The organism is Streptomyces sp. MNU89, assembly GCF_020982505.1.
GTDB lineage: Bacteria > Actinomycetota > Actinomycetes > Streptomycetales > Streptomycetaceae > Streptomyces > Streptomyces xinghaiensis.
The window spans coordinates 741,581-767,166 of record NZ_JAJKLL010000001.1; the positions used below are offsets into that span (position 1 = coordinate 741,581).

General features: G+C 75.2%; 18 protein-coding genes and 1 riboswitch. Of the genes, 9 read left to right on the top strand and 9 right to left on the bottom strand.

What is annotated here, in order from left to right; genetic code table 11:
• Positions 1–2 precede the first annotated feature (2 nt).
• Positions 3–971 (bottom strand): endo alpha-1,4 polygalactosaminidase, encoded by a 969-nt coding sequence (locus E4N63_RS03255; protein ID WP_308188635.1) that lies wholly within the window; start codon positions 969–971, stop codon positions 3–5.
• A gap of 206 nt (positions 972–1,177) precedes the next feature.
• On the opposite strand from E4N63_RS03255, the gene E4N63_RS03260 reads away from it, so the two are divergent.
• The 4 genes from E4N63_RS03260 to E4N63_RS03275 all read left to right on the top strand — a co-directional run bounded on the left by E4N63_RS03260 (position 1,178) and on the right by E4N63_RS03275 (position 6,343).
• Entirely contained in the window at positions 1,178–2,656 is a 1,479-nt protein-coding gene (locus E4N63_RS03260) for an aldehyde dehydrogenase family protein (protein WP_230239834.1), read from the top strand.
• Positions 2,657–2,779: 123 nt separating this feature from the next.
• Positions 2,780–3,595 carry an SAM-dependent methyltransferase gene (locus E4N63_RS03265; protein WP_230239835.1) on the top strand — a complete coding sequence of 272 codons (816 nt, stop codon included), beginning with the start codon at positions 2,780–2,782 and terminating at the stop codon, positions 3,593–3,595.
• A gap of 614 nt (positions 3,596–4,209) precedes the next feature.
• Positions 4,210–5,211: a cyclopropane-fatty-acyl-phospholipid synthase family protein gene (locus E4N63_RS03270; protein ID WP_125625617.1), complete on the top strand. Its 1,002-nt coding sequence runs from the start codon at positions 4,210–4,212 to the stop codon at positions 5,209–5,211.
• 4 nt (positions 5,212–5,215) lie between these two features.
• Entirely contained in the window at positions 5,216–6,343 is a 1,128-nt protein-coding gene (locus tag E4N63_RS03275) for a hypothetical protein (RefSeq protein WP_230239836.1), read from the top strand.
• A 58-nt stretch (positions 6,344–6,401) separates the two neighbouring features.
• Here the strand turns inward: E4N63_RS03275 and E4N63_RS03280 are convergent, their stop codons facing one another.
• From E4N63_RS03280 to E4N63_RS03300, 4 genes are all read right to left on the bottom strand, one after another.
• Positions 6,402–7,823, bottom strand: a complete 1,422-nt coding sequence (locus tag E4N63_RS03280; RefSeq protein WP_230239837.1) for a cytochrome P450 — start codon at positions 7,821–7,823, stop codon at positions 6,402–6,404.
• A gap of 156 nt (positions 7,824–7,979) precedes the next feature.
• Complete coding sequence (locus tag E4N63_RS03285) at positions 7,980–8,603, bottom strand: ATP/GTP-binding protein (protein WP_125626828.1); 624 nt, start codon at positions 8,601–8,603, stop codon at positions 7,980–7,982.
• On the bottom strand, positions 8,584–8,946 hold the full coding sequence (locus tag E4N63_RS03290) for a DUF742 domain-containing protein (RefSeq protein WP_125626827.1): 363 nt from the start codon (positions 8,944–8,946) through the stop codon (positions 8,584–8,586). Before E4N63_RS03290 ends, E4N63_RS03285 begins: the two co-directional genes overlap by 20 nt.
• A complete protein-coding gene (locus E4N63_RS03300; RefSeq protein WP_374112674.1) occupies positions 8,943–10,775 on the bottom strand; it encodes a roadblock/LC7 domain-containing protein in 1,833 nt (610 codons plus the stop codon). Before E4N63_RS03300 ends, E4N63_RS03290 begins: the two co-directional genes overlap by 4 nt.
• Positions 10,776–11,516: 741 nt before the next feature.
• Here E4N63_RS03300 and E4N63_RS03305 point away from each other — a divergent pair.
• Positions 11,517–12,977: a hypothetical protein gene (locus E4N63_RS03305; RefSeq protein ID WP_125626825.1), complete on the top strand. Its 1,461-nt coding sequence runs from the start codon at positions 11,517–11,519 to the stop codon at positions 12,975–12,977.
• A gap of 164 nt (positions 12,978–13,141) precedes the next feature.
• Here the strand turns inward: E4N63_RS03305 and E4N63_RS03310 are convergent, their stop codons facing one another.
• The 3 genes from E4N63_RS03310 to E4N63_RS31380 form a co-directional block, all read right to left on the bottom strand.
• Positions 13,142–13,879, bottom strand: coding sequence for a M23 family metallopeptidase (locus E4N63_RS03310; protein ID WP_228430338.1), 738 nt, complete (start codon positions 13,877–13,879; stop codon positions 13,142–13,144).
• A 650-nt stretch (positions 13,880–14,529) separates the two neighbouring features.
• Positions 14,530–17,760, bottom strand: a complete 3,231-nt coding sequence (cobN, locus tag E4N63_RS03315) for a cobaltochelatase subunit CobN (RefSeq protein ID WP_374112675.1) — start codon at positions 17,758–17,760, stop codon at positions 14,530–14,532.
• The gene (locus tag E4N63_RS31380; protein ID WP_374112676.1) at positions 17,733–18,269 is read right to left on the bottom strand and encodes a hypothetical protein; all 537 of its coding nucleotides are present in this window, start codon (positions 18,267–18,269) and stop codon (positions 17,733–17,735) included. The genes cobN and E4N63_RS31380 overlap by 28 nt, the downstream gene beginning before the upstream one ends.
• 344 nt (positions 18,270–18,613) lie before the next feature.
• Positions 18,614–18,689: riboswitch (cobalamin riboswitch) on the bottom strand.
• 380 nt (positions 18,690–19,069) lie between these two features.
• On the opposite strand from E4N63_RS31380, the gene E4N63_RS03320 reads away from it, so the two are divergent.
• The 3 genes from E4N63_RS03320 to E4N63_RS03330 are packed head-to-tail and all read left to right on the top strand — an operon-like array spanning position 19,070 to position 23,180.
• Positions 19,070–20,935 carry a nitrite reductase gene (locus tag E4N63_RS03320; protein WP_230239838.1) on the top strand — a complete coding sequence of 622 codons (1,866 nt, stop codon included), beginning with the start codon at positions 19,070–19,072 and terminating at the stop codon, positions 20,933–20,935.
• Complete coding sequence (locus tag E4N63_RS03325) at positions 20,932–21,564, top strand: precorrin-8X methylmutase (RefSeq protein ID WP_125624648.1); 633 nt, start codon at positions 20,932–20,934, stop codon at positions 21,562–21,564. Before E4N63_RS03320 ends, E4N63_RS03325 begins: the two co-directional genes overlap by 4 nt.
• On the top strand, positions 21,561–23,180 hold the full coding sequence (locus E4N63_RS03330; RefSeq protein ID WP_230239839.1) for a precorrin-2 C(20)-methyltransferase: 1,620 nt from the start codon (positions 21,561–21,563) through the stop codon (positions 23,178–23,180). The genes E4N63_RS03325 and E4N63_RS03330 overlap by 4 nt, the downstream gene beginning before the upstream one ends.
• 148 nt (positions 23,181–23,328) lie before the next feature.
• Here the strand turns inward: E4N63_RS03330 and E4N63_RS03335 are convergent, their stop codons facing one another.
• A complete protein-coding gene (locus E4N63_RS03335; RefSeq protein WP_230239840.1) occupies positions 23,329–24,075 on the bottom strand; it encodes a cobalt-precorrin-6A reductase in 747 nt (248 codons plus the stop codon).
• Positions 24,076–24,459: 384 nt separating this feature from the next.
• Between E4N63_RS03335 and E4N63_RS03340 the strand changes: the two genes are divergently transcribed.
• The gene (locus tag E4N63_RS03340) at positions 24,460–25,578 is read left to right on the top strand and encodes a cobalt-precorrin-5B (C(1))-methyltransferase (RefSeq protein ID WP_230242330.1); all 1,119 of its coding nucleotides are present in this window, start codon (positions 24,460–24,462) and stop codon (positions 25,576–25,578) included.
• The last annotated feature ends 8 nt before the right edge of the window (positions 25,579–25,586 follow it).

A 25,586-nucleotide genomic window follows, 5' to 3' on the forward strand; every position in this document is an offset into this window, starting at 1 on the left:
GGTCAGGGACAGGGGCGGCGCCAGGCGTCCAGGGAGAGCTTCTTCCGGAGGGAGCTCAGCCGCAGCCGCTCGCTCTCGGCGCAGTAGTCGTCCGGGTCCAGCGCGTACTCGGCGTGGAAGACCGCCTTGTCCTGCTCGACGAAGGGGGTGAGCGCGGCGCACTCGCCGAACTCGGCGCACTCCTCGTTCACCGCGAAGTCGAAGGAGCCGACGAGCTCGGGGATCTGCGGGAGGTCGTTCTTGAGCCCCACGGCCAGGCCCCGCTCGTGGGCGAGCTCCGCCAGCATCCGGTTGTAGGCGAGCTGGTGGCGGGCGGTGAGGGGGAAACCGGTGCGGTTGAGGTAGCCGTCCATGAGGTCGGGCTCCACCGCGTCGAAGCCCTTGTCCCGGCACATGTCCATGCGGCGGGCCATCAGCGGGCGCAGCACGGCGGTCCGCCGGATGTCCAGCCAGCGCTCCCCCGGCCAGCCGTTGCCGCGGCCCCGTACCGCGCGGGGGAAGTCGTCACGGTCGGGACGGAAGTCCTCCCAGGCGCCCGCGTTGATGTAACAGATGACCTTGCGGCCGTCGGCGTGCAGCCGGTCGACGGTCTCCGCGTCGTTCTCGAAGCCGTCGATGTCGTAGACCGGGACGTCGACGCTCGTGTCGACCCGCCCGCTGAGCTGCCACTGCCAGGGGGTGCCGGGCTTCGGCCGCCAGTGCCCCGCGCCGTCTTCGCCGCCCGTGGCGGCGGACGGGGAGCGGGACCCGGCGCCCGGTGCGGAGCCGTCGGCCGGCGGCCGCGCCCCCGGGCCGGAGCAGCCCGCCGGCCCGGCCAGCAGGAGCAGGACGGCGGTGAGGACGGCGGTGTGCGGACGGGTGCGGGTGCGGGTGCGCGTGCCCGTGCCGCGGCTCCGGCGAGGACGCGGGTGCCGGCGAAGGCGCGGACGGAGGTGCGGGCCGGTGGTCCGGCCGGCGCGGCGGCTTCTCATGGCTGGTCGGTCTCCTCGGGCTCCCCGTCGGGCTCCCCAGTCTTCCGGGTCGCCGCCGTCCCGGCGACCAGCTGCGGACGGGGCCGGGGTTGGCACCGGGCTTCCGGGGCACCCGGGCACGGTCCCGGCGGGCACCCGGTGCGCGCCGGAAGGACCCTGCACGCTTCCCCGGCACCTGCACCCGGCACGACCGAGCGGAGAGAGCCATGCCGTCCGCGGAGCCCACACCCCCCGCCCCGTACACCGGATTCGACCGCATGTTCCTGGCGGGCCGCTGGCAGCCCGGCAGTTCCGGCAGCGTGGGGACGGACTCGGACCCGTACACCGGTGAGACGCTGACCGAGATCCAGCTCGCGGCCCCGTCCGACGTGGATCTGGCCTACGGCGCGGCGCGGGAGGCGCAGCCCCGCTGGGCGGCCCTGCCGGAGGAGGAGCGGGCCGCCGTCCTTGACCGGGCGGCGCGGATCATGGCGGCGCGGCGGGCGGAGATCGGCGGCTGGCTGACCCGGGAGGCGGGCGCCACCGCCGCCCGGGTCGGCATGGAGCTCGGCATCCTCGAAGCCGTGACGCGGCTCGCGGCCGACCACCGGGAGCCCGCCCCGCCGGAGGTGGCGGCGGACGTCCCGGGCAAGGAGAACCTGATCCGCCGGCGGCCCGTGGGGGTCGTCGCGGTGATCAGCCCGTGGAACTTCCCGGCCTATCTCTCCAACCGCTCGGTGGCTCCCGCGCTCGCGACGGGCAACGCCGTCGTCCTCAAACCGGCCGGTGACACCCCGGTCACCGGCGGTCTGCTGCTGGCGAAGATCTACGAGGAGGCCGGGCTGCCGCCGGGGCTGCTCGGCGTCCTTGTGGGCAGCGGCGGTGAGATCGGCGACCGGATGGTGGAGCACCATGTGCCGCGGGTGGTGTCGTTCACCGGTTCGACGCCGGTGGGGCGGCGCATCGCGGCCCGGGCGGGGCTGAAGAAGCTCGCCCTGGAGCTGGGCGGCAACGGCCCGATGGTCGTCCTCGACGACGCCGATCTGGACTCCGCGGTGGACGCCGCCCTCTACGGCAGCTACTTCCACCAGGGGCAGATCTGCATGGCCACCAACCGCGTCGTCGTCGACGGGTCCCGTTTCGACGACTTCGCCGGTCTCTTCACCGAGCGGGCCCGCGCCCTGCGCGCCGGGGACCCGCGCGACGAGCGGACGCAGATCGGCCCGCTCATCAACGACTCCCAGCTGGCGGGTGTGCGCGACAAGGTGGCCCGCTCCGTCACCCAGGGTGCCCGGGTGGTCCTCTCCGGCGAGCCCTCGGGCCCCACCGGGCGGGTACTGCCGCCGCATGTGGTGATCGGCCGCAATGACGTCGCCACCGCCGCCGAGGAGGTCTTCGGCCCGGTGGCCACGCTGGTGCGGGCGGACGGCGAGGAGGACGCCCTGCGGCTGGCCAATGACACCGAGTACGGCCTGTCGAGCGCGGTGTTCACCGCCGACCCGGAGCGCGGCCTGCGGTTCGCCTCCCGCGTCGAGGCCGGGATGACGCACGTCAACGACACCACCGTGCACGACGACGTCCGCGCGGCCTTCGGCGGCGAGAAGGCGTCCGGGCTGGGGCGGTTCGGCGGCGAGTGGGTCTTCGAGGAGTTCACCACCCCGCACTGGGTCACGGTCCAGCACGCTCCGCGTGACCTGTCGTTCTGACCCGCCGCGCCAACGGGTTTGCCCGGTAAGGGCGTTGGCCTTAACCGGAAGGATGTACCCCTCTAGGATGTGAGCGCGTCGCACCGCACACGCGATCGCGCGGACGAGACTGTGAGGGGTCGGATGGGCCAGACACAAGAGCCGCTGCCCAAGGGGATCGATGTCAACGTTCCCAGTGTGGCTCGGATGTACGACTACTTCCTCGGGGGCAAGGACAACTACGCCGTCGACCGGGAAGCCTCCGACGAGCTGCTGAAGGTGGTGCCGAGCACCAGGGAACTGGCGCTCAACAACCGGCAGTTCCTGGCCCGTGTGGTCCGGCGGCTGGCCGAGGACCACGGCATCCGCCAGTTCCTGGACCACGGTTCCGGCCTGCCCACCCAGAACAACGTCCACCAGGTCGCCCAGAGCGTGGACCCGTCCTCGCGCGTGGTCTACGTCGACAACGACCCGATCGTCCTCGCCCACGGCCGCGCGCTGCTGGAGGAGAACGAGAACACCGCCGTCATCACGGCGGACATGCGCGACACCGACGGGATCTTCAACCACCCCGAGGTCGAGCGGCTGATCGACTTCGACGAGCCGGTGGCCGCGCTGTTCGTCTCGGTGCTGCACTGCATCAAGGACGAGGACGACCCGGCCGGTCTCATACGGACCGTCAGGGACCGGCTGGCTCCCGGCAGTTTCATGGTGGTCTGCCAGCTGGTGAGCGAGGACGCCGCCACCCGCGAGTTCGTCACCGACTTCATGGACAAGAGCACCCACGGCAACTGGGGCCGGGTGCGGCAGCAGCGGGACCTGGAGCAGTTCTTCGAGGGTCTGGAGATCCTGGAGCCGGGCCTGGTGGAGGTCTCCACCTGGCGGCCGGACACCGACCTCGCCCCCCGGCAGCGCACCCAGGAGTGGATCGAATACGGCGGCGTCGGCCGGCTGCCCTGAGCCCGGCCGGCCACGCCACCACCCGGCTCCGCAGGAGCGGTTGACCAGCAGGGCCCGTCCCGCACGGTGGATACCCACCGGCCGGGGCGGGCCTTTCGCCGTCCGTTCGCGTCCGCCCCGTGCGAGCCCCGGGCCTTGCCCTGTCCCCCGCCGCTGCGTCCCCGCCGCCCGCCGGGAGGTCCGCGGACCCTTTCCCGCCGATTTTCCGGCGGGCGCGCTTGTTCACGGGAAACCCGGGAAACCGGGAAAGGCGCACGTCCGCCGGCAGCGGCGGGACGGGCTCAACGGGACCGTCGAATACCGGACATGACCGCCACTGATCCACGGCCGTTCTCCCGGAGAGCGGATGCCGTCATAAAGTCCTCTATTCACTCATGCATCCCCCTGCGGAATTCCCCAATGCGGCGTCTTCCGTTCAGAAGCGAGCATGAGCAGTCCTTTCCGGCGCATTTCCTGTCGAATGCGGTAGGCCCGATCGCATCGCCCGGGCGCGCGGCCGGGGTTAAGGATCTCTGCGACCGGGGCAGGTTGGGGGCGCCGTGCGCCGGGCGGCGCCGGACACCCCCTCCCCCACGTCCTGGACGACTCCTCAGCCCAGCCACAGGAGGCCGAATATGACAGACGCAGCCGACAGCATCACGGGCACCGGTCATGCCCCCGGCCGCGGCGGTCTCGTCATCGATCCGCCGAGGCCCCGGGAAGCCGCACTCGGCGAGAAGGCGTTCGGTGGGGAAGCCCCGTTCGGTGAGGGAGCCCCGTTCGACGAGGCCGAGGTACCCCTGTACTACTCCCGGAAGACCGCCGACATCCTGCACAAGTACGGCCCCGGGCCCCGCGTCCACTTCCATCTGGGCATGTTCGAGTCCACACCGAACACCACCGTCGCCCAGCACCTCATCCGCCGCCGGATCACCGACTCCCAGGAAGCCGTCATCCGCCACGCGGCCGCCACCTGGGGCGCCGTGGACCACCCGCCGGCCACCCTCCTCGACATCGGCTGCGGCCTCGGGGGCGGGTCGATCTACTGGGCCCAGGAACACGGCAGCACCGTCACGGGCCTCACCATCACGGCCGACCACATACCGGTCATGGACCTTCTGGTCCGCCGGGCCGCGGTCCGCGACCGCGTCACCCCCGTCCTGGGTGATGTCCACGAGTTCCGGGAGGAGCGGGCGTACGACGCCGCCGTGGCCGTGGAGAGCGCCGTGCACATGGACCGGCGGCGGCTCTTCGCCGTGGCCGCCCGGGCCCTGCGGCCCGGTGGCTGGTTCGGCCTCCAGGATCACTTCCTGTGCCGGCCGGAGGTCGCCGGCTTCGTGAACGGCTATTACCGGACGCGGCTGGGCACCCTCGACGAGTACGTCCGGGCCGCACGCGAGGCGGGGTTCGCCCTGGAACGGGACGAGGACATCACCGACCCCGTCTCGGAGTTCTGGGTGCAGTCCATGGCCTGGACCGCGGCGGAACTGGACCGGACGGGAGGGCCGGCCGGGCCCTCCCCCATCGCCCGTGAGCGGCTGATGGACTCGGCCGTCGGGCACGGCAGGCTGTTCCGGATCTGGCGCGACCACGCCGTCGAGACCCGGCTGCTCCTCTTCCGCCTCCGGACGGACTGAGCCGGTGGCGGAGACGACCACCGGCACCCTCGCGGCCGCGGCCTCCACCGCCGGGGGAACGCCTCCGGGCGGACTGCCGCCCTTCTACTGCCCCGTGGAATCGGCCGTCCACCCCGCGGTCCGCAGGATCGAGGAACGGGCCGTCGCCTGGCTCGACGCGAGCGGTGTCTTCACCGACACGGCCGACCGGGCCTGGAACCTGGCCAGCAACGCCGCGGAGTTCAGCTGCCGCCTCGCCCCCCGCGGCGACGAGGAACGCCTGCTGCTGTTCGCCCAATGGACGTACTGGCTGTTCGCTCTCGACGACACCCGGCTCGACGCCGGGCCGTCGGCGGACCGGAGCCCGGACGTCGCCGGCCTCGGTCTGCGGCTGGTCCGCTCCCTGGAGGCCCCCGGCTCCGGGATGCTCGGCTCCGGCCCGATGGCCCGCGCGCTCGACGACCTGGTCACCCGTACCCGGGCCGTGACCGGGCCCGTACAGTTCCAGCGGCTGGCCGACGGGGTCCGCGATCTGCTGCTGGGCGCGGCCTGGCAGCAGGCGAACGCCGGCCGCGGTGTCGTGCCGAGCCCCGCCGAGTACGCCGCCGGGCGCATCGCGGACGTCGGAACGCGGTTCGACGCCGCCTTCGTCGAGATCGCCAATGGTGCCGAAATCCCCGGCGACCGGCTCCACTCCGGTCCTGTCCGCGCCCTGACCGAGGCCACGGGTTTCATCGCGGCCTGCGACAACGATCTGCTCTCCGCGGCCAAGGAGGCCGGGGAGAAAACCGCCGCTCCGAACCTCGTGCGGGTCCTCGCCCATCACCACCGCTGCTCGGAGCGGCAGGCCCTCGCCGCCGCGCTCTCCCTGCGAGACCGGGCGATGACCCTCTTCCTCCGTCTGCGTGAGCGGACCGCGCGGGGGGCCGACAGGGCTCTCCGTCGCCATCTCGACGACCTGGGCCACTGGATCGCGGGGAACATCCACTGGTCCGACACCGCCCCGCGCTACGCCAGCCCGCGCCATCTCCACCCCCTGCCCGTGCCCGGGGCGACGCTGGGGGTCACCAGGCGCCCGGGCCCGGCCGACGCGCGGCCGGGCCCGCCGGGGCTGTCCACCATCGACTGGTGGTGGGACCAGCTCGGTACCTGACGCCCGGCCCGGGCCGCGTGCCCCGGCCTGCGGACAACCCGGGCACGCGGACACCGCCTCACCGGCCGGCGAACCACCGCGCCAGCCGCCGCCACCACGGGGCGGACGCCCGCAGGGGGGACGGGCCGGTCCCGGCGGCCAGGGGATCGGCGACCCCCGCGAGGACCGGGGCCGCCGTCCGCTTCCGCGCCGCGGCGTACCCGGTTCCGTGCCCGATTGCGGCCTCTCCGGGCAGCGGCGCCCGCCGGGCGGGCGCCGGTACGGCCACGGACAGGGACGGCTCCTTCGGCTCGGGCCGCTGCGGAGTGAACTCGACCGGCAGAGCGGTGAGATGGCGTGTCATCAGAGCCGAGACCCAGCTCAGCGCCGTCTCGTCCACGGCCAGCCGCAGATCCGGGATACGTGCCAGCAGGGCCTCGACGCCGGTGTCCGCGATGGCCCGGCCGATGTCCTGGCCGGGGCATTCGTGCGGGCCGCCGCTGAAGGCCAGGTGTGAGCGGTTCCCGTGGACGGGGACGCTGGGGTCCGGGCGGATGGCCGGGTCGAGATTGCCCGCGGCCAGCCCGAGGATCAGCAGGTCACCGGCGCGGATGGACTGGCCGCCGAGTTCCGTGTCCCCGGTGGCCCACCGCCCCACGGCCGTCATCATCGGCGGTTCGTCCCACAGCACCTGTTCCATGGCGTCGGGAAGCGTCATGTGGCCGCCGGCCAGGTCGGCGCGGAAACGGCGGTCGGTGAGGACCACCCGCAGCATGTTGATGATCAGGTTTGCCGTGGTCTCGTAGGCCGCGATGAGGACCACCCGCAGGTGCTGCACCACCTCGTCGTCGGTCAGCCCGGCGGGATGTTCGATCAGCCGGCTCGCGAAGTCCTGGCCCGGCGAGGCGTGTTTGCGCGCCACCAACTGGCGCAGGGCGCGCAGGACGTAGTCGTTGCTGGCGACCGCGGTCTCCGTGCCCTTCAGCAGGTCACGGGCCGCCTCCACCAGCTTGGGGCCGTAGGACTCCGGCATGCCCAGGAGCTGCGTCATCACCAGCATGGGCAAGTGCTCGGAGAACTGCTGGACCAGGTCCGCCCTGCCCTCGGCGCAGAACCGGTCGATCAGTACGTGCGCGGAGCGGGTGACGGTGCGCCGGATGCCCCGGCGGTCGAAGCGGTCGAGGCCGTCGATGACGGCGCCGCGGAGCCGTTCGTGCTCCCGGCCGTCGACATGGGTGCACATCGGCTGCCACGCCACGACGGGGGCCAGGGGGTGATCCGGGGCGACGCGGCCCTCCCGCGCGAGGCGCCAGTGGCGGGAGTCGCGGGAGAAGCGGGAGGGGGTGCGGGCCACGTCGAGGTTCTCGCGGTAGCCGAGGACCAGCCAGGCGGGGAGGTCGCCGTGGAGCAGGACCGGGGCGACGGCGCCGTACTGGGCGCGCAGCCGTTCGTAGAGGCCCATCGGGTCGGTCTCGGCCTCGGGCCCGTAGAGCCGGATCACGCCGCCGGGCCCGTAGGCGTGGGCCGGGCAGCCGGGCGGCGGCGCGGACTCGGCGGAGGAGGCGCGGCGGAGGGGCGCGACGGTGGCGGTACGGGGTCCGTGGCGGTACGGGCGCCGGTTCGGCGCCGGGGGCGGCGGGGTCGGGTGGCGGGACGGTCACAAGGACTCCGGGGTTGCGGTGGCGAGGGTGTGCAGATAGCGCATGAGCGTCAGCAGGGCGTCCCGGCAGGAGCCGCGGTCGCGGGCGTCGCAGGTGACCATCGGCACCGAATCGGGCAGGTCCATCGCCGCGCGCAGCTCGGACACCGGGTAACGGGGCGACTCGGGGAAGTCGTTGACGACGACCACGAAGGGGACGCCGCGCTCCTCCAGCCGGCCGACGACGTCGAAGCTGACCTCCAGGCGGCGGGTGTCGATGAGGACGAGCGCGCCCAGGGCCCCTTCGAAGAGGCCGTTCCAGAGGAACCAGAAGCGCTCCTGGCCGGGGGTGCCGAAGAGGTACAGCACCAGTTGTTCGTTGATGCTGATCCGGCCGAAGTCCATGGCGACGGTGGTCTCGGTCTTCCGCTCGACACCGGCGATGTCGTCGACGCCGACCCCGGCCCGGGTCATCGTCTCCTCGGTGGTGAGCGGGCGTATCTCGCTGACCGAGCCGACCAGGGTGGTCTTGCCGACGCCGAAGCCGCCGACGATGACCACCTTGACCGCGGACGTGGCCGTGGCGGGGAGGGCGTCCTCGCTGCGCGGGCCGGGGAGCGTGTCAGAGGTTCTGTAGTCCATGCATCACCGCCTTGAGGAGGTCCGCGTCGGGCAACGCGGCGGTGGGGATCGGGGCGCGGGCTTCCATGCGCCCGTCGGCCAGCAGGTCGGTGAGGAGCGCGGTGACCGTGCTGACGGGCAGCACCAGATGGGCGGAGATCTCGGCCACCGAGAGCGGGTAGTGGCACATCCGCAGCATGGCCGCGTGCTCGGGCTGCAGGCCCGGCTTCGGCACGTCCCGGGACACGATGAGGGTGACCAGGTCGAGGTCGGCCGTCCTGCCGCGGGCCCGGCCGCGGCTGCCGGTGAGTACGTACAGCCGCTCGGGGGCGCCTTCCTCCCAGTCCTCGCCGGGCCCGCTCATGTGATCTGCTCGTCCACGCGCGGCGGGCTGCTGAGATGCTCGCCGATTCTGGCGACCAGGTCGCGCATGCGCTGCCCCATCAGCCCGGCGTCGACGCCGTCGTCGGCCAGCACGGCCAGATAGGCGCCGGCGCCGGCCGCCATGAGGTAGAAGAAGCCGCCGCTGACCTCGATGACGACCAGTCTCATCTGCCCGGTGCCGTGCGGGAATTCGGCCGCGATCGCGCCGGACAGGCTCTGCAGTCCGGCGCAGGCGGCGGCAAGCCGGTCGGCGGTGTCGCCGTCGGTGCCGTGCTGCGCCATGCACAGGCCGTCCGCGGAGAGCACCACGATGTGCCGGGTCTGCGGGACGCTCGTGGCGAGATCCCTGAGCATCCAGTCCATGTTGAGCCGCTGCTGTGTCACGTTTCTACTCATCCCTGTCCACCGAGTCGTCACTGTTCGGACGCGCGGCCCGCGGCGCCGGCGCCTCTCCGTTGATGCCGCTCTGGAAGGCGGCCAGCCACAGACCCGGCTTGACCTGCTCCGCTGCCGCGGGCGGCCGGGGCGGAGCGGCTGACCGGGCGGGCGCCGCGGCCCGGGGGCGACGCCGGGGTGCCGGCGGCGGCGCTGCGGCAGCCCGTTGGCGTTGCGGCCGACCGCCGCGGGGTCCTCCTCCATGGCCGCTCCGTTCGGCCGGGGCAGCGGCGTCGGCGTGGGCCGCGTCCTGCGCTTGGGCGGCGGAAGGGTGGCGGCACGGGCGACGGAGCCGCCGGGGGTGGGCGTGGCGGTGATGAGGTCCTGCGGGACGATCAGGACGCAGCGGACGCCCCCGTAGGCCGAAGGGCGCAGCGACACCCGGAAGTCGTGGGTCTGCGCCAGCCGGCCCACCACGGCGAGGCCCAGCCGGGGGGTTTCGCCGAGGTCGTTGAGGTCGATGCCGGCGGACGCCTGGGCCAGGACGCGTTCGGCGCGGCGGCGGGCCTCCTCGGTGAGGCCGACGCCGGCGTCCTCGATCTCGACGGCGATGCCGGACTGCACCTCGACGGCGGTGAGGTGGACCCGGGTCTGCGGGGGCGAGTAGCGGGTGGCGTTGTCCAGCAGCTCGGCCAGGGCGTGGATGAGGGACTCGACGGCGGGTCCGACGATGGCGGCCTCGGCGACGGAGTGCAGGTCGACCCGCTGGTAGTCGATGATGCGGGACATGGCGCCGCGCAGGACGTTGAAGAGCGGGACGTTCTGCTGCCACTGGCGGCCGGGACGTGAGCCGCCGAGGACGGCGATGCTGTCGGCGAGCCGGCCGATGAGGGCGGTGCCGTGGTCGAGGTGGAGGAGGTCGCCGAAGAACTCCGGTTCGTTGCCGTGCCGGTCCTCCATCTCCCGCAGGTCCTGGGCCTGCTGGTGGACGATGGCCTGGACGCGGCGGGCGATGTTGACGAAGGCGCGGTGGGCGGATTCGCGCAGGTCCTCCTCGGCGCGGACCGCTTCGAGGACGGAACGGAGCACCGCCTCGTGGGCGGCGTGGAACCGGGGGTCGGTGCCGGGTGTGTAGGCGACGCCCTCCAGCACCTCCTCGACGGAGGCTCCGCGCTGGAGGCGTTCGACGGCCACGGGCAGCAGTTCTCCCGCGAGCCGTTCGGTCTCGGCCTCCTGTTGGGCGAGGCGGCGGCCGAGCGCGGCCTCCTGTTCGGCGGCGCGCCGCCGCAGTGCGTGGATCAGGCGTCCGCGCCGTACCGCCTCGGCCGCGGCGATCGCCACGGCGGCGGTGGCGACGGCACCGCACCAGGCGACCGGGGCGCGGGCCCCGCCGGGGACGCCGAGGACGGCGACGACCGCGCAGAGAGCCGTCACGGCGGGTGGGAACAGCCACAGGAGCGCGGAGGCGGGCCGCCGACCTCCTGGTGACGAGCCGGCACGAACCATCAATGTCTCAAACCCTTGCGGAAGGAATAGGGGTGTCGGCCGGTGCGTCGGGGCACCGGCGGGGGCCGCCGCCGCAATCCGCGTTCCCGGGGAATGGCGGCGCCGCGGCAGCCGGGGGCGGCCTGCGGAAATCGCCGCAACCCGCCTGCGAGACATGGAGCATAGCCCTTTCATTCTTCCCGACGGGATGAAGATGTCCTTTTCTCAGGAATATGCTGTTGGACCTTTCACATCACATAAAAAAGTGGTCGGACTTTTGCACCGGGATTGCTTTACCGATCCATTCCGTCCGGTAATTCCGGGCTGACCTGCGGGAATACCCGGGGTCCCCCGGATGGCGCCGTCCCGGTTCCTCCGGCTGCCCCGCCCGAGTGGTGAGCGGACGTACCCCGCCACAGGCTGGTGATCGCCTGTCTGTCCCCATCCGGCACCCCCTTCGACGTGCGGCGAGGTCCGGCCATGCAGCCACCACCGGTCACCGGTACCCGGGACGAGCGGCCGCGGCGGCGGCCGCGGCGGACACCGGGGCGGATCCCCTGGCGCCGGCCGCGGCGCGCCCCGCGCGGCGCCCCGGCCGGCGGCTCCGTGCCCGGGGCCGTCCCGCCGGGGGCCGCCGCGCCCGGAGCCGCCCGGCCCGGGGCCGCCGGCGCCGGGTGGGCCGCCCGCGCCGTGCCGTACGGTCCCGCCGCCGTCGCCGTCTTCTTCACCCTGGCGCAACTGGCGCTGGTCGTCCCCGGCACCGGCCTCGGCTGGGACGAGACCGTGTACGTCAGCCAGGTCAGCTCCCACGCACCGGCCGCGTTCTTCAGTGCCCCGCGTGCCCGCGGCATCACCTATCTCGCCGCGCCGGTGGCCGCCCTCACCGACGCCGTCCCGCCGCTGCGCGTCTGGCTCGCGCTGCTCAGCGGGGCCGGGCTCTTCCTCGCCCTGCGGGTGTGGCGCGGTCTGCTGCCGGCGGCGGTGCTCACCCTGGCCGGGGGCCTCTTCGCCGGGCTCTGGGTCACCCTCTTCTACGGTCCGCTGGTGATGCCCAACCTCTGGGTCGCGCTGGCCGCACTGTTCACCACGGGCTGTCTGCTGCGGGCCGTGCGGAACCCGTCCTCCCGGTGGGCCCCGGCCGGAGTGTGCGCGGGGGTCGCCCTCGTCGCCCTGATGCGCCCCTCCGATGCCCTGTGGCTCGCCCTGCCGCTGGGCGCCGCCCTGCTGCTGGTCCGCTCCTGGCGGCGCCCGCTGCTGCTGGCCGCCCTGGTGGCGGGCGGCGCGCTGGGCAGCGCGGAGTGGGTGGCCGAGGCGTACACCGCGTACGGCGGCCCGGCGGCCCGGCTCCGGCGGGCCAGCGAGATCCAGGGCCATCTCGCCCCGTACTTCTCCGTGGACGACCACATCCGCGCCCTCGGCGGCCGCACCCTGTGCCGGCCCTGTGACGTACCGTGGCGGAACCCCGCCACCGGTCTGTGGTGGTTCGCCCTCCCGCTGCTCGCCACCGGGGGCGTCCTCGCCGCGCGCCGCTCCCGGTACCGGGCCGAGATCCTGCTGCCCGCGCTGGCGGGGCTCGGGCTCGCCCTGCCGTATCTGTTCCTGGTCGGCTACGCGGCGCCGCGCTTCCTGCTGCCCGCGTACGCGCTGCTGTCCCTGCCGGTCGCCTACGGCCTGTTCCGGCTGGCGCAGCGGGTGCGGGAGGCCCGGCCCGGGCTGCGTCCGGCCGCCGCCGCGCTGTCCGTGACGGTGCTGGGCCTGCATCTGGGCGTGCAGTTCACCGTGCTCCACTCCACGGTCTCCTCCTTCCGGGTCAACGGAGAGAGGCTGGACCGGATGGCGGCCGAGCTGGGCCGTCAGGGGGTCCGGCCGCCCTGTGTCGTCTCCGGCCCGGACGCGGTGCGGATCGCCTTCCGGGCCGGCTGCTCCTCTCGGCAGGTGGGCGGGCACGACGGCAGCATCACGCACGCGGCCCTGCGGGCGACGGCGGAGACCCGGCCCGTCGCCGTCCTGGTGACGAACGGCGCCGAGCCGCCGCCGTACGCCCGGGCCTGGCGCTCCCGGCCGCTGCCGGACTTCGGACCGTGGCGGTTCCGCGCCTATCTGTCACCGGCGGCCCGGCCGGACACCGGCCCGGTCACGGCCCGTGACTGACGGCGGCCGGCCGTCACGGGACGCGAGGAGGGGACGGAGGGAAGGGACGGACAAGGAACCGGGACGCAGGCAGGGGCCCGCACAGCGAAAGGCGGCCCTCCGGGACAGCCGTGGGGCTGTTCCGGAGGGCCGCCCTGGTGCGGTCGCTCCCTCGGCGCTGTCCGTCAGAGGGTGACGCCGCGCTGCTTCAGGAAGGCCACCGGGTCGATGCCGGAGCCGTAGTTCGGGGTGGTGCGGGTCTCGAAGTGCAGGTGCGGGCCGGTGGAGTTACCGGTGGAACCGACCTTGCCGATCTCCTGCCCGGTGGTCACCTGGGTGCCGACCGGAACGGTGATCTTCGACAGGTGGGCGTACTGGGTGAAGGTGCCGGCGTCGTGCTTGACCACGATGTTGTTGCCGTACGCGCCACCCCAGCCGGCCTGGACCACGGTGCCCTGGTGCACGGTCTTCACCGAGGTACCGGTCGGCGCGGCGAAGTCCTGGCCGGAGTGCTTGTTCGCCCAGCGGTCACCACCGATACCGAAGGTGGAGCCCTTCACATAGCTGTCCACCGGCTTCACCCAGGAAGCGGGAGCCTTCGCGGCGGCCTGGGTGACGGTCTGACGCTTCGAACGGTCGGCGGCCTCCTGGCCGGCACGCTCGGCGGCGGCGGCCTCGGCCGCGGCCTTGCCCTCGGCGGCCTTCTTCTGCGCCTCGGCCTGGGCGGTGACCGCCTCGGAGGCGGCGCGCGAGTCCGCGGCCTCGGTCGCGGTGGTCCCGGTGGCGGGGTTCTCGGTCTCGCCCTGGGTGCCCAGCGCGACTCCGGTCCCCAGCACGGCGGTGGCTCCGACACCGGCGGCCATGAAGGCGGCGCGGCGGCGCAGGGGAGTCATGTCGGTGAGGATCTGAGCGTGCTTGAACATCAGGAGTTACCTCCGGAGTGGGGGGTTTGCGCGATTTGCGGATTTCGTCCGCTTGCGCCCTACCTTGGTAACCCGCCCCGCCCAGGGGTTCAAGCACCCCCACTCCTACCGGAGGTCGTAGCCGCACCCCCGAGCGCCACCTGAGGAATCCCGCCGCCGGTACGCCGCCCGCATCCGGCGCACGCCCTCCGCGTACGGGAGGAACCGGCCCGCTCCCCCGCGCCCCGTCCCGTAAACACCCCGTTTGCGCCACCCTTCGCTCACGCCGCGCGCATGCGGCGTCCGGCGGCTGCCCGCGCCGGGAGCGGGGCCGCCGGCCCGGGCCTCCTATCCCCCGTAGTACGTGAGGCGGGCCACGTGCGGCAGGTCACCGGAAACCAAGGTCATCGACTTCTCGAAGGGCTTTCCGGGGGCTCCGTGAGCGGCGCTCCGGCCGGCCGGCACGGCCGACGGGGAGCCACGGGGCCGGCACTCCGCGCAAGGACCGGGGCCCTGGAGCGGCCGGGCAGGACGGGACAGCCGGCCCGGCGAGCGGGCGGCCGGCGGCCCGCCCCCGGCATACGCGCCGGGAGCCGTCCCGGTTCCACCCGGCAGGGGGCGGGGCCACGGCCGGGAGACCGGGCCCCGTCCGGCTCGGCTCTCCGTCCGGCTCAGCTCTCCCCGCCCTCCAGATCGCCCTCGGTCTCCAGGAAGGTCCGGCGGAGCTCTTCGAGCACGGCCGGGTCCGGCTCCGCCCACATGCCGCGGCTCTCGGCCTCCAGCAGGCGTTCCGCCATGCCGTGCAGCGCCCAGGGGTTCGCCTCGCGGAGGAAGTCGCGGTTCTCCGGGTCCAGCACATAGGTGCGGGCCAGCGTGTCGTACATCCAGTCGGCGACGACGCCGGTCGTGGCGTCGTAGCCGAAGAGGTAGTCGACGGTGGCGGCGAGTTCGAAGGCGCCCTTGTAGCCGTGGCGGCGCATCGCCGCGATCCACCGCGGGTTGACGACCCGCGCGCGGAAGACCCGGGAGGTCTCCTCGGTGAGGGTGCGGGTGCGGACCGTTTCCGGGCGGGTGCTGTCGCCGATGTACGCGGCGGGGGCGGTGCCCCGGAGCGTGCGGACGGCGGCGACCATTCCGCCGTGGTACTGGAAGTAGTCGTCGGAGTCGGCGATGTCGTGTTCGCGGGTGTCGGTGTTCTTGGCGGCCACGGCGATGCGCCGGTAGGCGCTCTCCATCTCGTCGCGCGCCGCGCGGCCGTCGAGTCCGCGGCCGTAGGCGTAGCCGCCCCAGACCGTGTAGACCTCGGCGAGATCGGCGTCGGTGCGCCAGTCGCGGCTGTCGATGAGCTGGAGCAGGCCCGCCCCGTAGGTGCCGGGCCGGGAGCCGAAGATGCGGGTGGTGGCGCGGCGTTCGTCGCCGTGCTCGGCGAGATCGGCCCGGGCGTGGGCCCGGATGTGGTTGTCCTCGTCGCTCTCGTCCAGCGAGGCCGCCAGCCGTACGGCGTCGTCCAGGAGCCCGATGACATGGGGGAAGGCGTCGCGGAAGAAGCCGCTGATGCGCAGGGTGACGTCGACGCGCGGGCGCCCGAGGTCGGCGAGCGGTACGGCTTCGAGTCCGGTGACGCGCCGCGAGGCGTCGTCCCACACCGGCCGGATGCCGAGCAGGGCGAGCGCCTCGGCGATGTCGTCGCCGGCGGTGCGCATCGCGCTGGTGCCCCACAGGGAGAGGCCGACGGACTCGGGCCAGCGGCCGGTGTCGGCGCGGTAGCGCTCCAGGAGGGAGTCGGCGAGCGCCGATCCGGTCTCCCAGGCGAGCCGGCTGGGGACGGCCTTGGGGTCGACGGAGTAGAAGTTGCGGCCGGTCGGCAGCACGTTGACGAGTCCGCGCAGCGGCGAGCCGGACGGCCCGGCGGGAACGAAGCCGCCGGCGAGGGCGTGCACGGAGTTCCGTATCTCGTCACCGGTGGCGGCCAGCCGGGGCACCACCTCGCGGGCGGCGAAGCGGAGTACGGCGGCGACGGCGGCGGGGTCCTCGCGGGGGCCGTCCGGGAGACCGGGGGCCGGCTCGGCGGTCCGCCCCGTGTCCGCGCCGGCCGTGGCCCCGGCGCACACCCGTGCGACCGCCGGCTCCACGGCGTCGGGGTCCCAGTCCGCTTCCTCCATGGCCTCGACCAGGGCTCGGGCCCGCTCCTCGGCCGCGTCCGCCCCGGTGCGGGAGGCCGCCGACTCGTCCAGGCCGAGGGCTTCGCGCAGCCCGGGCAGGGCGGTGGTGCCGCCCCAGATCTGCCGGGCGCGGAGGACGGCGAGGACGAGGTTGACCCGCTCCGGCCCGGCCGGTGCCTGCCCGAGCACATGGAGCCCGTCACGGATCTGCGCGTCCTTGACCTCGCACAGCCATCCGTCGACGTGCAGCAGGAAGTCGTCGAAGCCGTCGTCGTCCGGGCGGTCGTCCAGGCCGAGGTCGTGGTCGAGCCGGGCCGCCCGGATGAGGGTCCAGATCTGGGCTCGGATGGCGGGGAGCTTGGCGGGGTCCATCGCGGAGATGGACGCGTATTCGTCCAGCAGTTGTTCGAGGCGGGCGATGTCCCCGTAGGACTCGGCCCGCGCCATGGGCGGTACGAGGTGGTCGACGAGGGTGGCGTGGGCGCGGCGCTTGGCCTGGGTGCCCTCGCCGGGGTCGTTGACGAGGAACGGGTAGACCAGCGGAAGGTCGCCGAGCGCGGCGTCGGGCGCGCAGCCCGCGGAGAGCGCCGCGTTCTTGCCCGGCAGCCACTCCAGGTTGCCGTGCTTGCCGAGGTGGACCATGGCGTCGGCGCCGAAGCCGCCGTCCCCGGCGCGGGCGGCGATCCAGCGGTAGGCCGCCAGGTAGTGGTGCGAGGGCGGCAGATCGGGGTCGTGGTAGATCGCGACGGGGTTCTCGCCGAAGCCGCGCGGCGGCTGGATCAGGACCAGCAGGTTGCCATGGCGGAGGGCGGCGAGGACGATCTCGCCGTCCGGGTCCCGGCTGCGGTCCACGAACAGCTCGCCGGGCGGCGGCCCCCAGTGCTCCTCGACCCGCTCGCGCAGTCCGCGCGGCAGCTGCCCGTACCAGCGGCGGTAGTCGGCGGCGGGGATGCGGACGGGGTTGCGGGCGAGCTGCTCCTCGGTGAGCCAGTCCTGGTCGTGCCCGCCGGCCTCGATCAGGGCGTAGATCAGTTCGTCGCCGTTCCCGGAGGCGAGCCCGGGGAGCGCGCCGGGCCCGTCGGCCGGGCCGAGGTCGTAGCCCTCCGCGCGCAGAGCGCGGAGCAGGGCGACGGCGCTGGCGGGGGTGTCGAGGCCGACGGCGTTGCCGATCCGGGAGTGCTTGGTGGGGTACGCGGACAGCACGAGCGCGAGGCGTTTGCGCGCGGCCGGGATGTGCCGGAGCCGGGCGTGGCGCACGGCGGTCCCGGCGACGCGGGCCGCGCGTTCGGGGTCGGCGGCGTAGACGGGGAGCCCGTCCTCGTCCACCTCCTTGAAGGAGAACGGCACGGTGATCAGCCGGCCGTCGAACTCGGGTACGGCGATCTGCGTGGCGGCGTCCAGCGGCGACAGCCCCTCGTCGCTCTCCTCCCAGGCGGCGCGCGGCCCGGTGAGGCAGAGCGCCTGCAGGATCGGTACGTCGAGGGCGGCGAGGGCGCCCGCGTCCCAGGACTCGTCGTCCCCGCCGGCGGAGGCCGCGGCGGGCTTGGTTCCGCCGGCGGCGAGGACGGTGGTGACGACGGCGTCGGCCGCGCCCAGCGCCTCGATCAACTCGGGTTCGGGGGCGCGGAGGGAGGCCACGTACAGCGGCATCGGGCGTCCGCCGGCCTCTTCGACGGCCCGGCAGAGGGCTTCCACGAAGGCGGTGTTGCCGCTCATGTGGTGGGCCCGGTAGTAGAGCACGGCGATGACCGGACGGCCGCCGTCCCCGGCGGTGCCGTCCCCGGCGGTGGCGGGAGCCGCCGCGGGCGCGGGGTGCGCTCCAGCGGGCCCCAGCTCGGGGCGGGTTCGGGCGGGGCGAAGCCGTGGCCGGTCAGCAGCACCGTGTCGGAGAGGAACCGGGCGAGCTGCCCGAGGTTGGCCGGGCCGCCGTGGGCCAGATAGGCGTGGGCCTCCGCGGCGATGCCGACGGGGACGGTGGAGGCCGCCATCAGCTGGGCGTCGGGGGCCTGTTCACCGCTGAGGACGACGACCGGGCGCTCCCCGGCGAGCAGCGCGTCCAGCCCGTCCTGCCAGGCGCGGATGCCGCCGAGCAGCCGCACGACGACGAGGTCGGTGCCCTCCAGCAGCGCGGGCAGGTCGTCGAGCCGGAGCCGGGCCGGGTTCCCCAGCCGGTACGGGACGGGGCCCCCGGCGGCGCGGGCGCTCAGCAGGTCGGTGTCGGAGGTCGACAGCAGCAGGATCACGGGCACTCGCTTCGCGGTGTCGTGGCGGACCGGCGGGCGGGCCCGGCCTGCCGGAGGGGATCGGCGGTGCTCCGGGCCGGGCGGGGCACGACCGGAGGCGGGCGGGCCGTGCGGAGTCCGGCCGGGCCGGGCGGTGCGGGTCCGCAGGGGCCGGATCCGGGAGACCGGCACCGGGGAGCGCGGCGTGCGGAAACCCGGCGTGCGGGAACGCGGGGTCCGGGACGGAGCCGCGGAGGTTGTCCGGGAACGACGGAACCGGGGGCGGCGGAGCCGACCACGGCAGGGCCGAGAGCGCATGCGGCAGCGTGCCTTCCTCGGGGTCCTCGCCCCGGGTCGGTGGCGGACGGCGGGAGTTCCTGACTCACGCGGCGTGCTGCTGCCGCGCTCACAGTGGCGGGACCGTGCCGGATTCACACCGGCTTCCTCCCCTGGCGCCGTCCATGGCGTCGTCGGACCCGCTCGGGGCCCGACGGTGAGCATAGTAAGGGCAGCGGGGCGGCTCGCGGCACGGTGCCTCCGCGGCCGGCCGGCGGTGACCGAGAGAACACCGGCCGCCGCGGACCTCCGGAACACCGGTGCGCATCGCACCATCCCGGTCAAAACCGGAAAGGTCTCCGGCTCCGGGCACGGGCCGTCCGGCCACCGCGGCGCGGAAACCGGTGCCGGGCGGACACCCGCCCCTGATCAGGGATTTCCGGGGCCGCGGAGAGGCCCGTCCGGGCGGCACCGGTCGCCGGCCACCGCCGTCCGCCCGCGACCACGAGACCCCACGGGGCCCACCCGCGGGCATCTGTATGCTCGCCGCCATGCCCTCCCCCGCCACACCCTGCCCCGGCGTGCCCGGACCGCCCCGGCGCAGCCGCGACGACGCCTGCCCCGGTGCTTTGCGCCTGCACATCGCGGATGACGGCGCCTTGGCGCGAATACGCCTGCCGGGCGGTTTTCTGACGAGCCGTCAGGCTCACTGCCTCGCTTCCATCGCGGAGGATCTGGGGAACGGGGAACTCGAACTGACCTCCCGTGGCAATGTGCAGGTGCGCGAGCTTCCCGGTGATTGCGGTCGCCAACTCGCCGACCGGCTGCGCCCCGTGGGACTCCTCCCCTCGGACACCCATGAGCGCGTCCGGAATGTGGTGGTCTCCCCGCTGACCGGACTCGACGGCAGGGGCTGCGCGGACGTCGGGGGGTGGGTCCGCGAACTGGACGCGCTGCTCTGCGCCAACCCGGGCGCGGCGGCGCTTTCCGGACGTTTTCTCTTCGCCGTGGACGACGGGCGCGGGGATGCCGCCGCGCTCGGCGCGGATGTGACGATCATCGCAACACCCGGCGGCGGTGCGGAGCTCCGCACCGGGGCGGGCGGCCCCCGGCTGCGGGTCGCGGCCGAGGACGCGGCGCGGGCCGCCGTAACCGCCGCCGAAGCGTTTCTGCACGCCGCGGCGGAGAGCGGCACCCGGGCCTGGCGCGTCCGGGACCTTCCGCGCCGGGGCGCCGGACCCGGCGCGGGCGAAACCGGTGAATCCGGCGGGCCCGCTGAGTCCGGCGAACGCACCGAACCGCCCTCCGCCTCCTCGGCGTCATCCGGTGCCCCGGGCCGGCCCGCCCTGGACGAGGCCTTGCTGGGGCGTCACCTCTCCCGCGCGGGTGTCGCGTGGACACCGGCCGAGCAGCCGCCGCCCGACCCCGGCCCGCGCGAGGGCGACAGCCCGGCGCCCGGCCCCGCGCCCGGGCTGATCCGCGCCCCCGGCTCCGGCGGCCGGTGCGCCCTGTCCGTGTCCGCGCCCCTGGGCCGGTACACGGCCGCCCAGTGGCGGCTGCTGGCGGAGACGGCCGACCGCTCGGGTGACGCGGAGATCCGCACCACCCCGTGGCGCGGGGTCGTCGTCCCCGGCCTCTCGCGGGACGCGGGCCCCGCCGCTCTGCGGCGGCTGGCCGGCGCCGGCCTCGTCACCGCCCCCGGCTCCCCCTGGTACGCGATCGGTTCCTGCACCGGGCGGCCCGGCTGCGCCAAGTCCCTGGCGGACGTACGGACCGACGCCGCGCGGGCCGTGGGCACGGGCCCCGCGGAGCGTGCGGCGGTCCCCGGCGGCCCGTCCGCGGCACCTGCCACGGACGGGCCGGCCCGGGCTCCGCGTCCCGCGGCTCCCGCGGCTCCCGCGGTTCCCGCGCCGGGCACCACGGCCGGCACAGCCGGCGTCCCCGTTCCCCCGACCGGCGCCTCCGGCCTTCCGGTTGACGCCTCCGCCGCTCCGGCCGGCACCGCCGAGTCCGATGACGGCACGGCGGCGCCCCCGCCCGTGTACTGGTCCGGCTGCGAGCGCCGCTGCGGTCGTCCGGGCGGCGGCGCCTGGATCGACGTCCTCGCCACCGGCGACGGCGCCTACCGGGTGGCCGTCAGCGGCGCGCTGCCGGAGGGCCGTACGGCCCCGCGACCGGTGCGGGTACCGCCCGGGCGGACCGCCGCCGCCATCGCGGCGGCCCGCGCGGCGAGCACCGCCGACGCCGGGCACCCGGCGCACGCCACCGGCGCGGCGGACGGAACGAGCGCCGCGCCGGGCGGGGCGGAAGGCACCGCCGGCCCCCGCGGCGAGGACAGGCCCCAGCAGCCCGGGCACCCCGGCACTCCGGACGGCACCGGCGGCCCGGACGGCACGACACGAGCGAGGACCCCGTGACCCGTTACGCGTACGAGAAGGACGGGGCGGCCATCTACCGCCAGTCCTTCGCCACCATCCGCGCCGAGGCGGACCTCGGCGGCCTGCCCGCGGACGTGTCCCGGGTCGCGGTCCGGATGATCCACGCCTGCGGCATGACCGACCTCGTCGGCGACCTCGGCTACACCCCCGGGGTCGTGGCCCGCGCCCGGGAGGCGCTGCTCGCCGGGGCGCCGGTGCTCTGTGACGCGCGGATGGTCGCCAGCGGGGTCACCCGCAAGCGGCTGCCCGCGGACAACGAGGTGCTGTGCACCCTCTCCGACCCCGCCGTTCCCGCGCTGGCGCGCGAACTCGGCACCACGCGCAGCGCGGCCGCCCTGGAGCTCTGGCGCGACCGCCTGGACGGCGCCGTGGTCGCCGTCGGCAACGCGCCGACGGCCCTCTTCCGGCTGCTGGAGATGGTGGCGGAGGGCGCGCCGCGCCCGGCGGCGGTCATCGGCGTACCGGTCGGCTTCATCGGTGCGGCGGAGTCCAAGGAGGCCCTGGCCGCGCACCCGTCGGGCCTCGAACACCTGGTGGTGCGGGGGCGGCGCGGCGGCAGCGCGATGGCCGCCGCCGCGATCAACGCGATGGCGAGTGAAGAAGAATGAGCGAGCAGCAGGAGCGGCACACGGCACCGGAGGCGGCCACGGGCCGGCTCTACGGGGTGGGCCTCGGCCCGGGCGATCCGTCCCTCATGACCGTGCGCGCCGTGGAGGTCGTCGCCGGGGCGGACGTCGTGGCGTACCACAGCGCCCGGCACGGCCGGAGCATCGCCCGCTCCATCGCCGGGCGCCATCTGCGTCCGGACCACATCGAGGAGCGGCTGGTCTACCCGGTCACCACGGAGACCACCGACCACCCCGGCGGCTACCGGGGCGCCCTGGAGGAGTTCTACGAGGAGGCCGCCGCCCGGCTCGCCGCCCATCTGGACGCGGGGCGTTCGGTGGCGCTGCTCGCCGAGGGCGATCCGCTCTTCTACGGCTCGTACATGCACATGCACAAGCGGCTCGCGCACCGCTACCCGACCGAGGTCGTCCCCGGTGTCACCTCGGTGAGCGCCGCCGCGGCGCGGCTCGGCACCCCGCTGGTGGAGGGCGAAGAGGTGCTGACGGTCCTCCCCGGCACCCTGCCGGAGGAGGAGCTGACGGCCCGGCTGGCGGCCGCCGACGCGGCCGCCGTCATGAAGCTCGGCCGGACGTTCCCCGCCGTGCGGCGCGCGCTGGAGCGGTCGGGACGGCTGGCCGAGGCGCGGTACGTGGAGCGGGCCACGATGGCGGCGGAGCGCACGGCGCCGCTGGCGGAGGTGGACCCGGGCTCGGTGCCGTACTTCTCGGTGGCGGTCCTGCCCAGCCGCGTCGGCGCACCGCACGGGGACCCCGCACCCGGCGGTCCGGCCACGACGGCGGACCCGGCCGTCACAGCGGGCACGGCCCCGGCTGCCGCACACCCGGAACCCCCGGCCGCCGCGCCGCCCGCCGGCGAGGTCGTCGTGGTCGGGCTCGGCCCGGCCGGGCCGCTGTGGCTGACGCCGGAGGCGCGCGGTGCACTGGCCGCCGCCGGGGACCTGGTGGGCTACACCACCTATCTCGACCGGGTGCCGGTGCGGCCCGGGCAGCGGCGCCACGCCTCCGACAACAAGGTGGAGTCCGAACGGGCCGAGTTCGCCCTCGACCTGGCGCGGAAGGGCCGCCGGGTCGCCGTGGTCTCCTCCGGGGACCCGGGGGTGTTCGCGATGGCGACCGCCGTCCTGGAGGTGGCCTCGGCGGACCCGTACCGCGAGGTGCCCGTCCGGGTGCTGCCCGGGATGACGGCGGCGCACGCGGCCGCCGCCCGCGCGGGCGCGCCCCTCGGCCACGACTACGCGGTGGTGTCGCTCTCCGACCGGCTGAAGCCCTGGGAGGTGATCGCCGGGCGGCTGCGGGCCGCGGCGGGCGCCGACCTGGTGCTGGCCCTCTACAACCCCGGCTCGCGCAGCCGCGTCCACCAGGTGGGCAAGGCCCGCGAACTGCTGCTGGAGCACCGGGCCCCGCACACGCCGGTCGTGGTGGCCCGGGACGTGGGCGGCCCGGAGGAGAGCGTCCGGATCGTACGGCTGGCCGAACTCGACCCGGACGAGGTCGACATGCGCACCATCCTGCTGGTCGGCTCGACGCAGACCCGCGCGGTCACCCGCGGTGACGGCAAGGAGATCGTCTGGACCCCCCGCCGGTACCCGGACCGGTGACGACGCGGGAGACCGTGGTGGGCGGGCCCGGGAGCACGGGCCCGCGCGGGGCACCGCACCGGATGCGCGCCGCGCCCGCGCCGGGCGGCGGCCGGCCACCGCGGGACCGCCGCCGTCCGGGCGGCGGCGGACCGCACGGGGGCTCCCGTCACCCCGTACGGCCCCGCAGCCACGCGACCGCTCCGGCCACGTCAGCCACCGCCGGCACCCCCGCCGGCACCTCCGGACGCCGCACGACGACCACCGGCAGCCCGGCCCGCCGGGCCGCCGTCAGCTTGGCGGCGGTGGCCCCGGCCCCGCTGTCCTTGGTCACCAGCACGTCGATGCCGTACCGGCGCAGCAGCTCCGTCTCCCCCTCCACCGTGAACGGCCCGCGCGCCAGCAGGACTTCGGTCCGGGGCGGGAACGGCGGTTCGGGGGCGTCCACGGAGCGCACCAGGAACCACTGCCCGGTGAGGTCCGCGAAGGCGGCGAGCCCCATCCGCCCGGTCGTCAGGAACACGCGTTCCCCGAGGGCCGGGAGCAGCGCGGCGGCCTCCTCCAGGGAGGCCACGGGGTGCCAGTCGTCGCCCGGTCCGGCCGTCCAGCCGGGCCGGCGCAGGGCGAGCAGGGGAACATGGGTCTCGGCGGCGGCCCGGGCCGCGTTGCGACTGATGGTGCCGGCGAAAGGATGAGTGGCGTCGATGAGCGCGTCCACCCGGTGCTCGCGGAGCCACCGGGCCAGGCCCTCCGGGCCCCCGAATCCGCCGACGCGGACCTCGCCGGCGGGCAGCCGCGGCCGTGCGACCCGCCCGGCCAGCGAGCTGGTGACCCGCAGCCCCGGGTCGGCGGCCAGTTCCCCGGCGAGCCGCCTCGCCTCACCGGTACCGCCGAGGATCAGCACATGGCGTCGCATCCGTCCCCTCCCGGCTCCCGCGCTCCGCACTCCCGCGCCGCGGACGGCGCCGGGACATCATCTCCCGGCCCCCTTCCGCCCGTTCCGGCCGGGTACGGCCCCGGGACGGGGACGAACACCCCGACGATCCCGGGCCGCTCGTCCGTCCGCCACCACCCACCCGCCCGGAGCACCGCATGACCGCCCCTGAACCGCCCCACGCCACCGGAGCCGCGGACAGCCCTGTTTCCGGGACCCCCGGCGCACCCGGACGCCTCGGACACCCCCGGCGCCGCGAACCCCGACGACATCACCGGCACCGCGGGCGCCCCGGGCACCGAAGACGCCGGGGCCCCCGCGCACGCCCCCGGCGGCCGCGGGGGCCCCGGCGGCCGCGCGGCGCAACTGGAACGGACCGGCCTGCGCCCCGGCTGGACCACCGGCGCCTGCGCGACCGCCGCCGCCACCGCCGCGTACACCGCGCTGCTCACCGGCCGCTTCCCGGACCCGGTGACCATCACCCTGCCCCGGGGCGAGACCCCGGCCTTCGCCCTGGCCACCGAGGAGCTGCGGCCCGCCGAGGGCCGGGCGGCGGCCGGTGTCGTGAAGGACGCGGGCGACGACCCGGACGTCACCCACGGCTCCCTGGTCCGCGCCACCGTGCGCCTGCTGCCGCCGGGCAGCGGTGTCGTGTTCCGGGCCGGACCGGGCGTCGGCACGGTGACCCGCCCCGGTCTGCCGCTGGCCGTCGGGGAGCCGGCCGTCAACCCCGTGCCCCGCCGCATGATGGGCGACCACGTCGCGGAGGTCGCGGCCCGCCACGGCGGCTCCGGTGACGTGGAGATCGAACTCTCCGTGGACCACGGCGAGGAGATCGCCCGCTCCACCTGGAACCCGCGGCTCGGCATTCTGGGCGGGCTGTCGATCCTGGGCACGACCGGCGTCGTGGTGCCCTACTCGTGCTCCGCGTGGATCGACAGCATCCGGCGCGGTATCGACGTCGCGCGGGCGGCCGGGCGCACCCATGTGGCAGGCTGCACCGGTTCCACCTCCGAGCGGACCGCCGTCGCGGAGCACGGCCTGCCGGAGGACGCGCTGCTGGACATGGGCGACTTCGCGGGGGCCGTGCTCAAGTACCTGCGGCGCCACCCGGTTCCGCGCCTCACCATCGCGGGCGGTTTCGCCAAGCTGTCGAAGCTGGCCGCCGGCCATCTGGATCTGCACTCGGGCCGCTCCCAGGTCGACAAGGGCTTCCTCGCGGACCTCGCCCGCCGGGGCGGCGCGGACGAGGAGCTGGCCGCGGCCGTGGCCGGGGCCAACACCGGCCTGGAGGCGCTCCAGCGCTGCGCGGCGCGCGGTGTCCCGCTGGGCGACCTGGTGGCGGAGGCCGCGCGCGGGACGGCGCTCGGGGTGCTGCGCGGCGAACCGGTCACCGTGGACGTGATCTGTATCGACCGCGCGGGCAGGATCGTCGGGCGCGCCGCACCGGCGGGGCCGTCCCGTGACCGCCCTCCGGGGCCCTGACCGGCCGC

Bases quoted from the DNA above. Each gene is read 5' to 3' on its own strand.
- E4N63_RS03335 (WP_230239840.1), bottom strand. From the start codon at position 24,075: ATGCGACGCCATGTGCTGATCCTCGGCGGTACCGGTGAGGCGAGGCGG.
- E4N63_RS03255 (WP_308188635.1), bottom strand. From the start codon at position 971: ATGAGAAGCCGCCGCGCCGGCCGGACCACCGGCCCGCACCTCCGTCCG.
- E4N63_RS03270 (WP_125625617.1), top strand. From the start codon at position 4,210: ATGACAGACGCAGCCGACAGCATCACGGGCACCGGTCATGCCCCCGGC.
- E4N63_RS03320 (WP_230239838.1), top strand. From the start codon at position 19,070: ATGCCCTCCCCCGCCACACCCTGCCCCGGCGTGCCCGGACCGCCCCGG.
- E4N63_RS03290 (WP_125626827.1), bottom strand. From the start codon at position 8,946: ATGAGCGGGCCCGGCGAGGACTGGGAGGAAGGCGCCCCCGAGCGGCTG.
- E4N63_RS03265 (WP_230239835.1), top strand. From the start codon at position 2,780: ATGGGCCAGACACAAGAGCCGCTGCCCAAGGGGATCGATGTCAACGTT.
- E4N63_RS03310 (WP_228430338.1), bottom strand. From the start codon at position 13,879: ATGTTCAAGCACGCTCAGATCCTCACCGACATGACTCCCCTGCGCCGC.
- E4N63_RS03330 (WP_230239839.1), top strand. From the start codon at position 21,561: ATGAGCGAGCAGCAGGAGCGGCACACGGCACCGGAGGCGGCCACGGGC.
- E4N63_RS03260 (WP_230239834.1), top strand. From the start codon at position 1,178: ATGCCGTCCGCGGAGCCCACACCCCCCGCCCCGTACACCGGATTCGAC.
- E4N63_RS03285 (WP_125626828.1), bottom strand. From the start codon at position 8,603: ATGGACTACAGAACCTCTGACACGCTCCCCGGCCCGCGCAGCGAGGAC.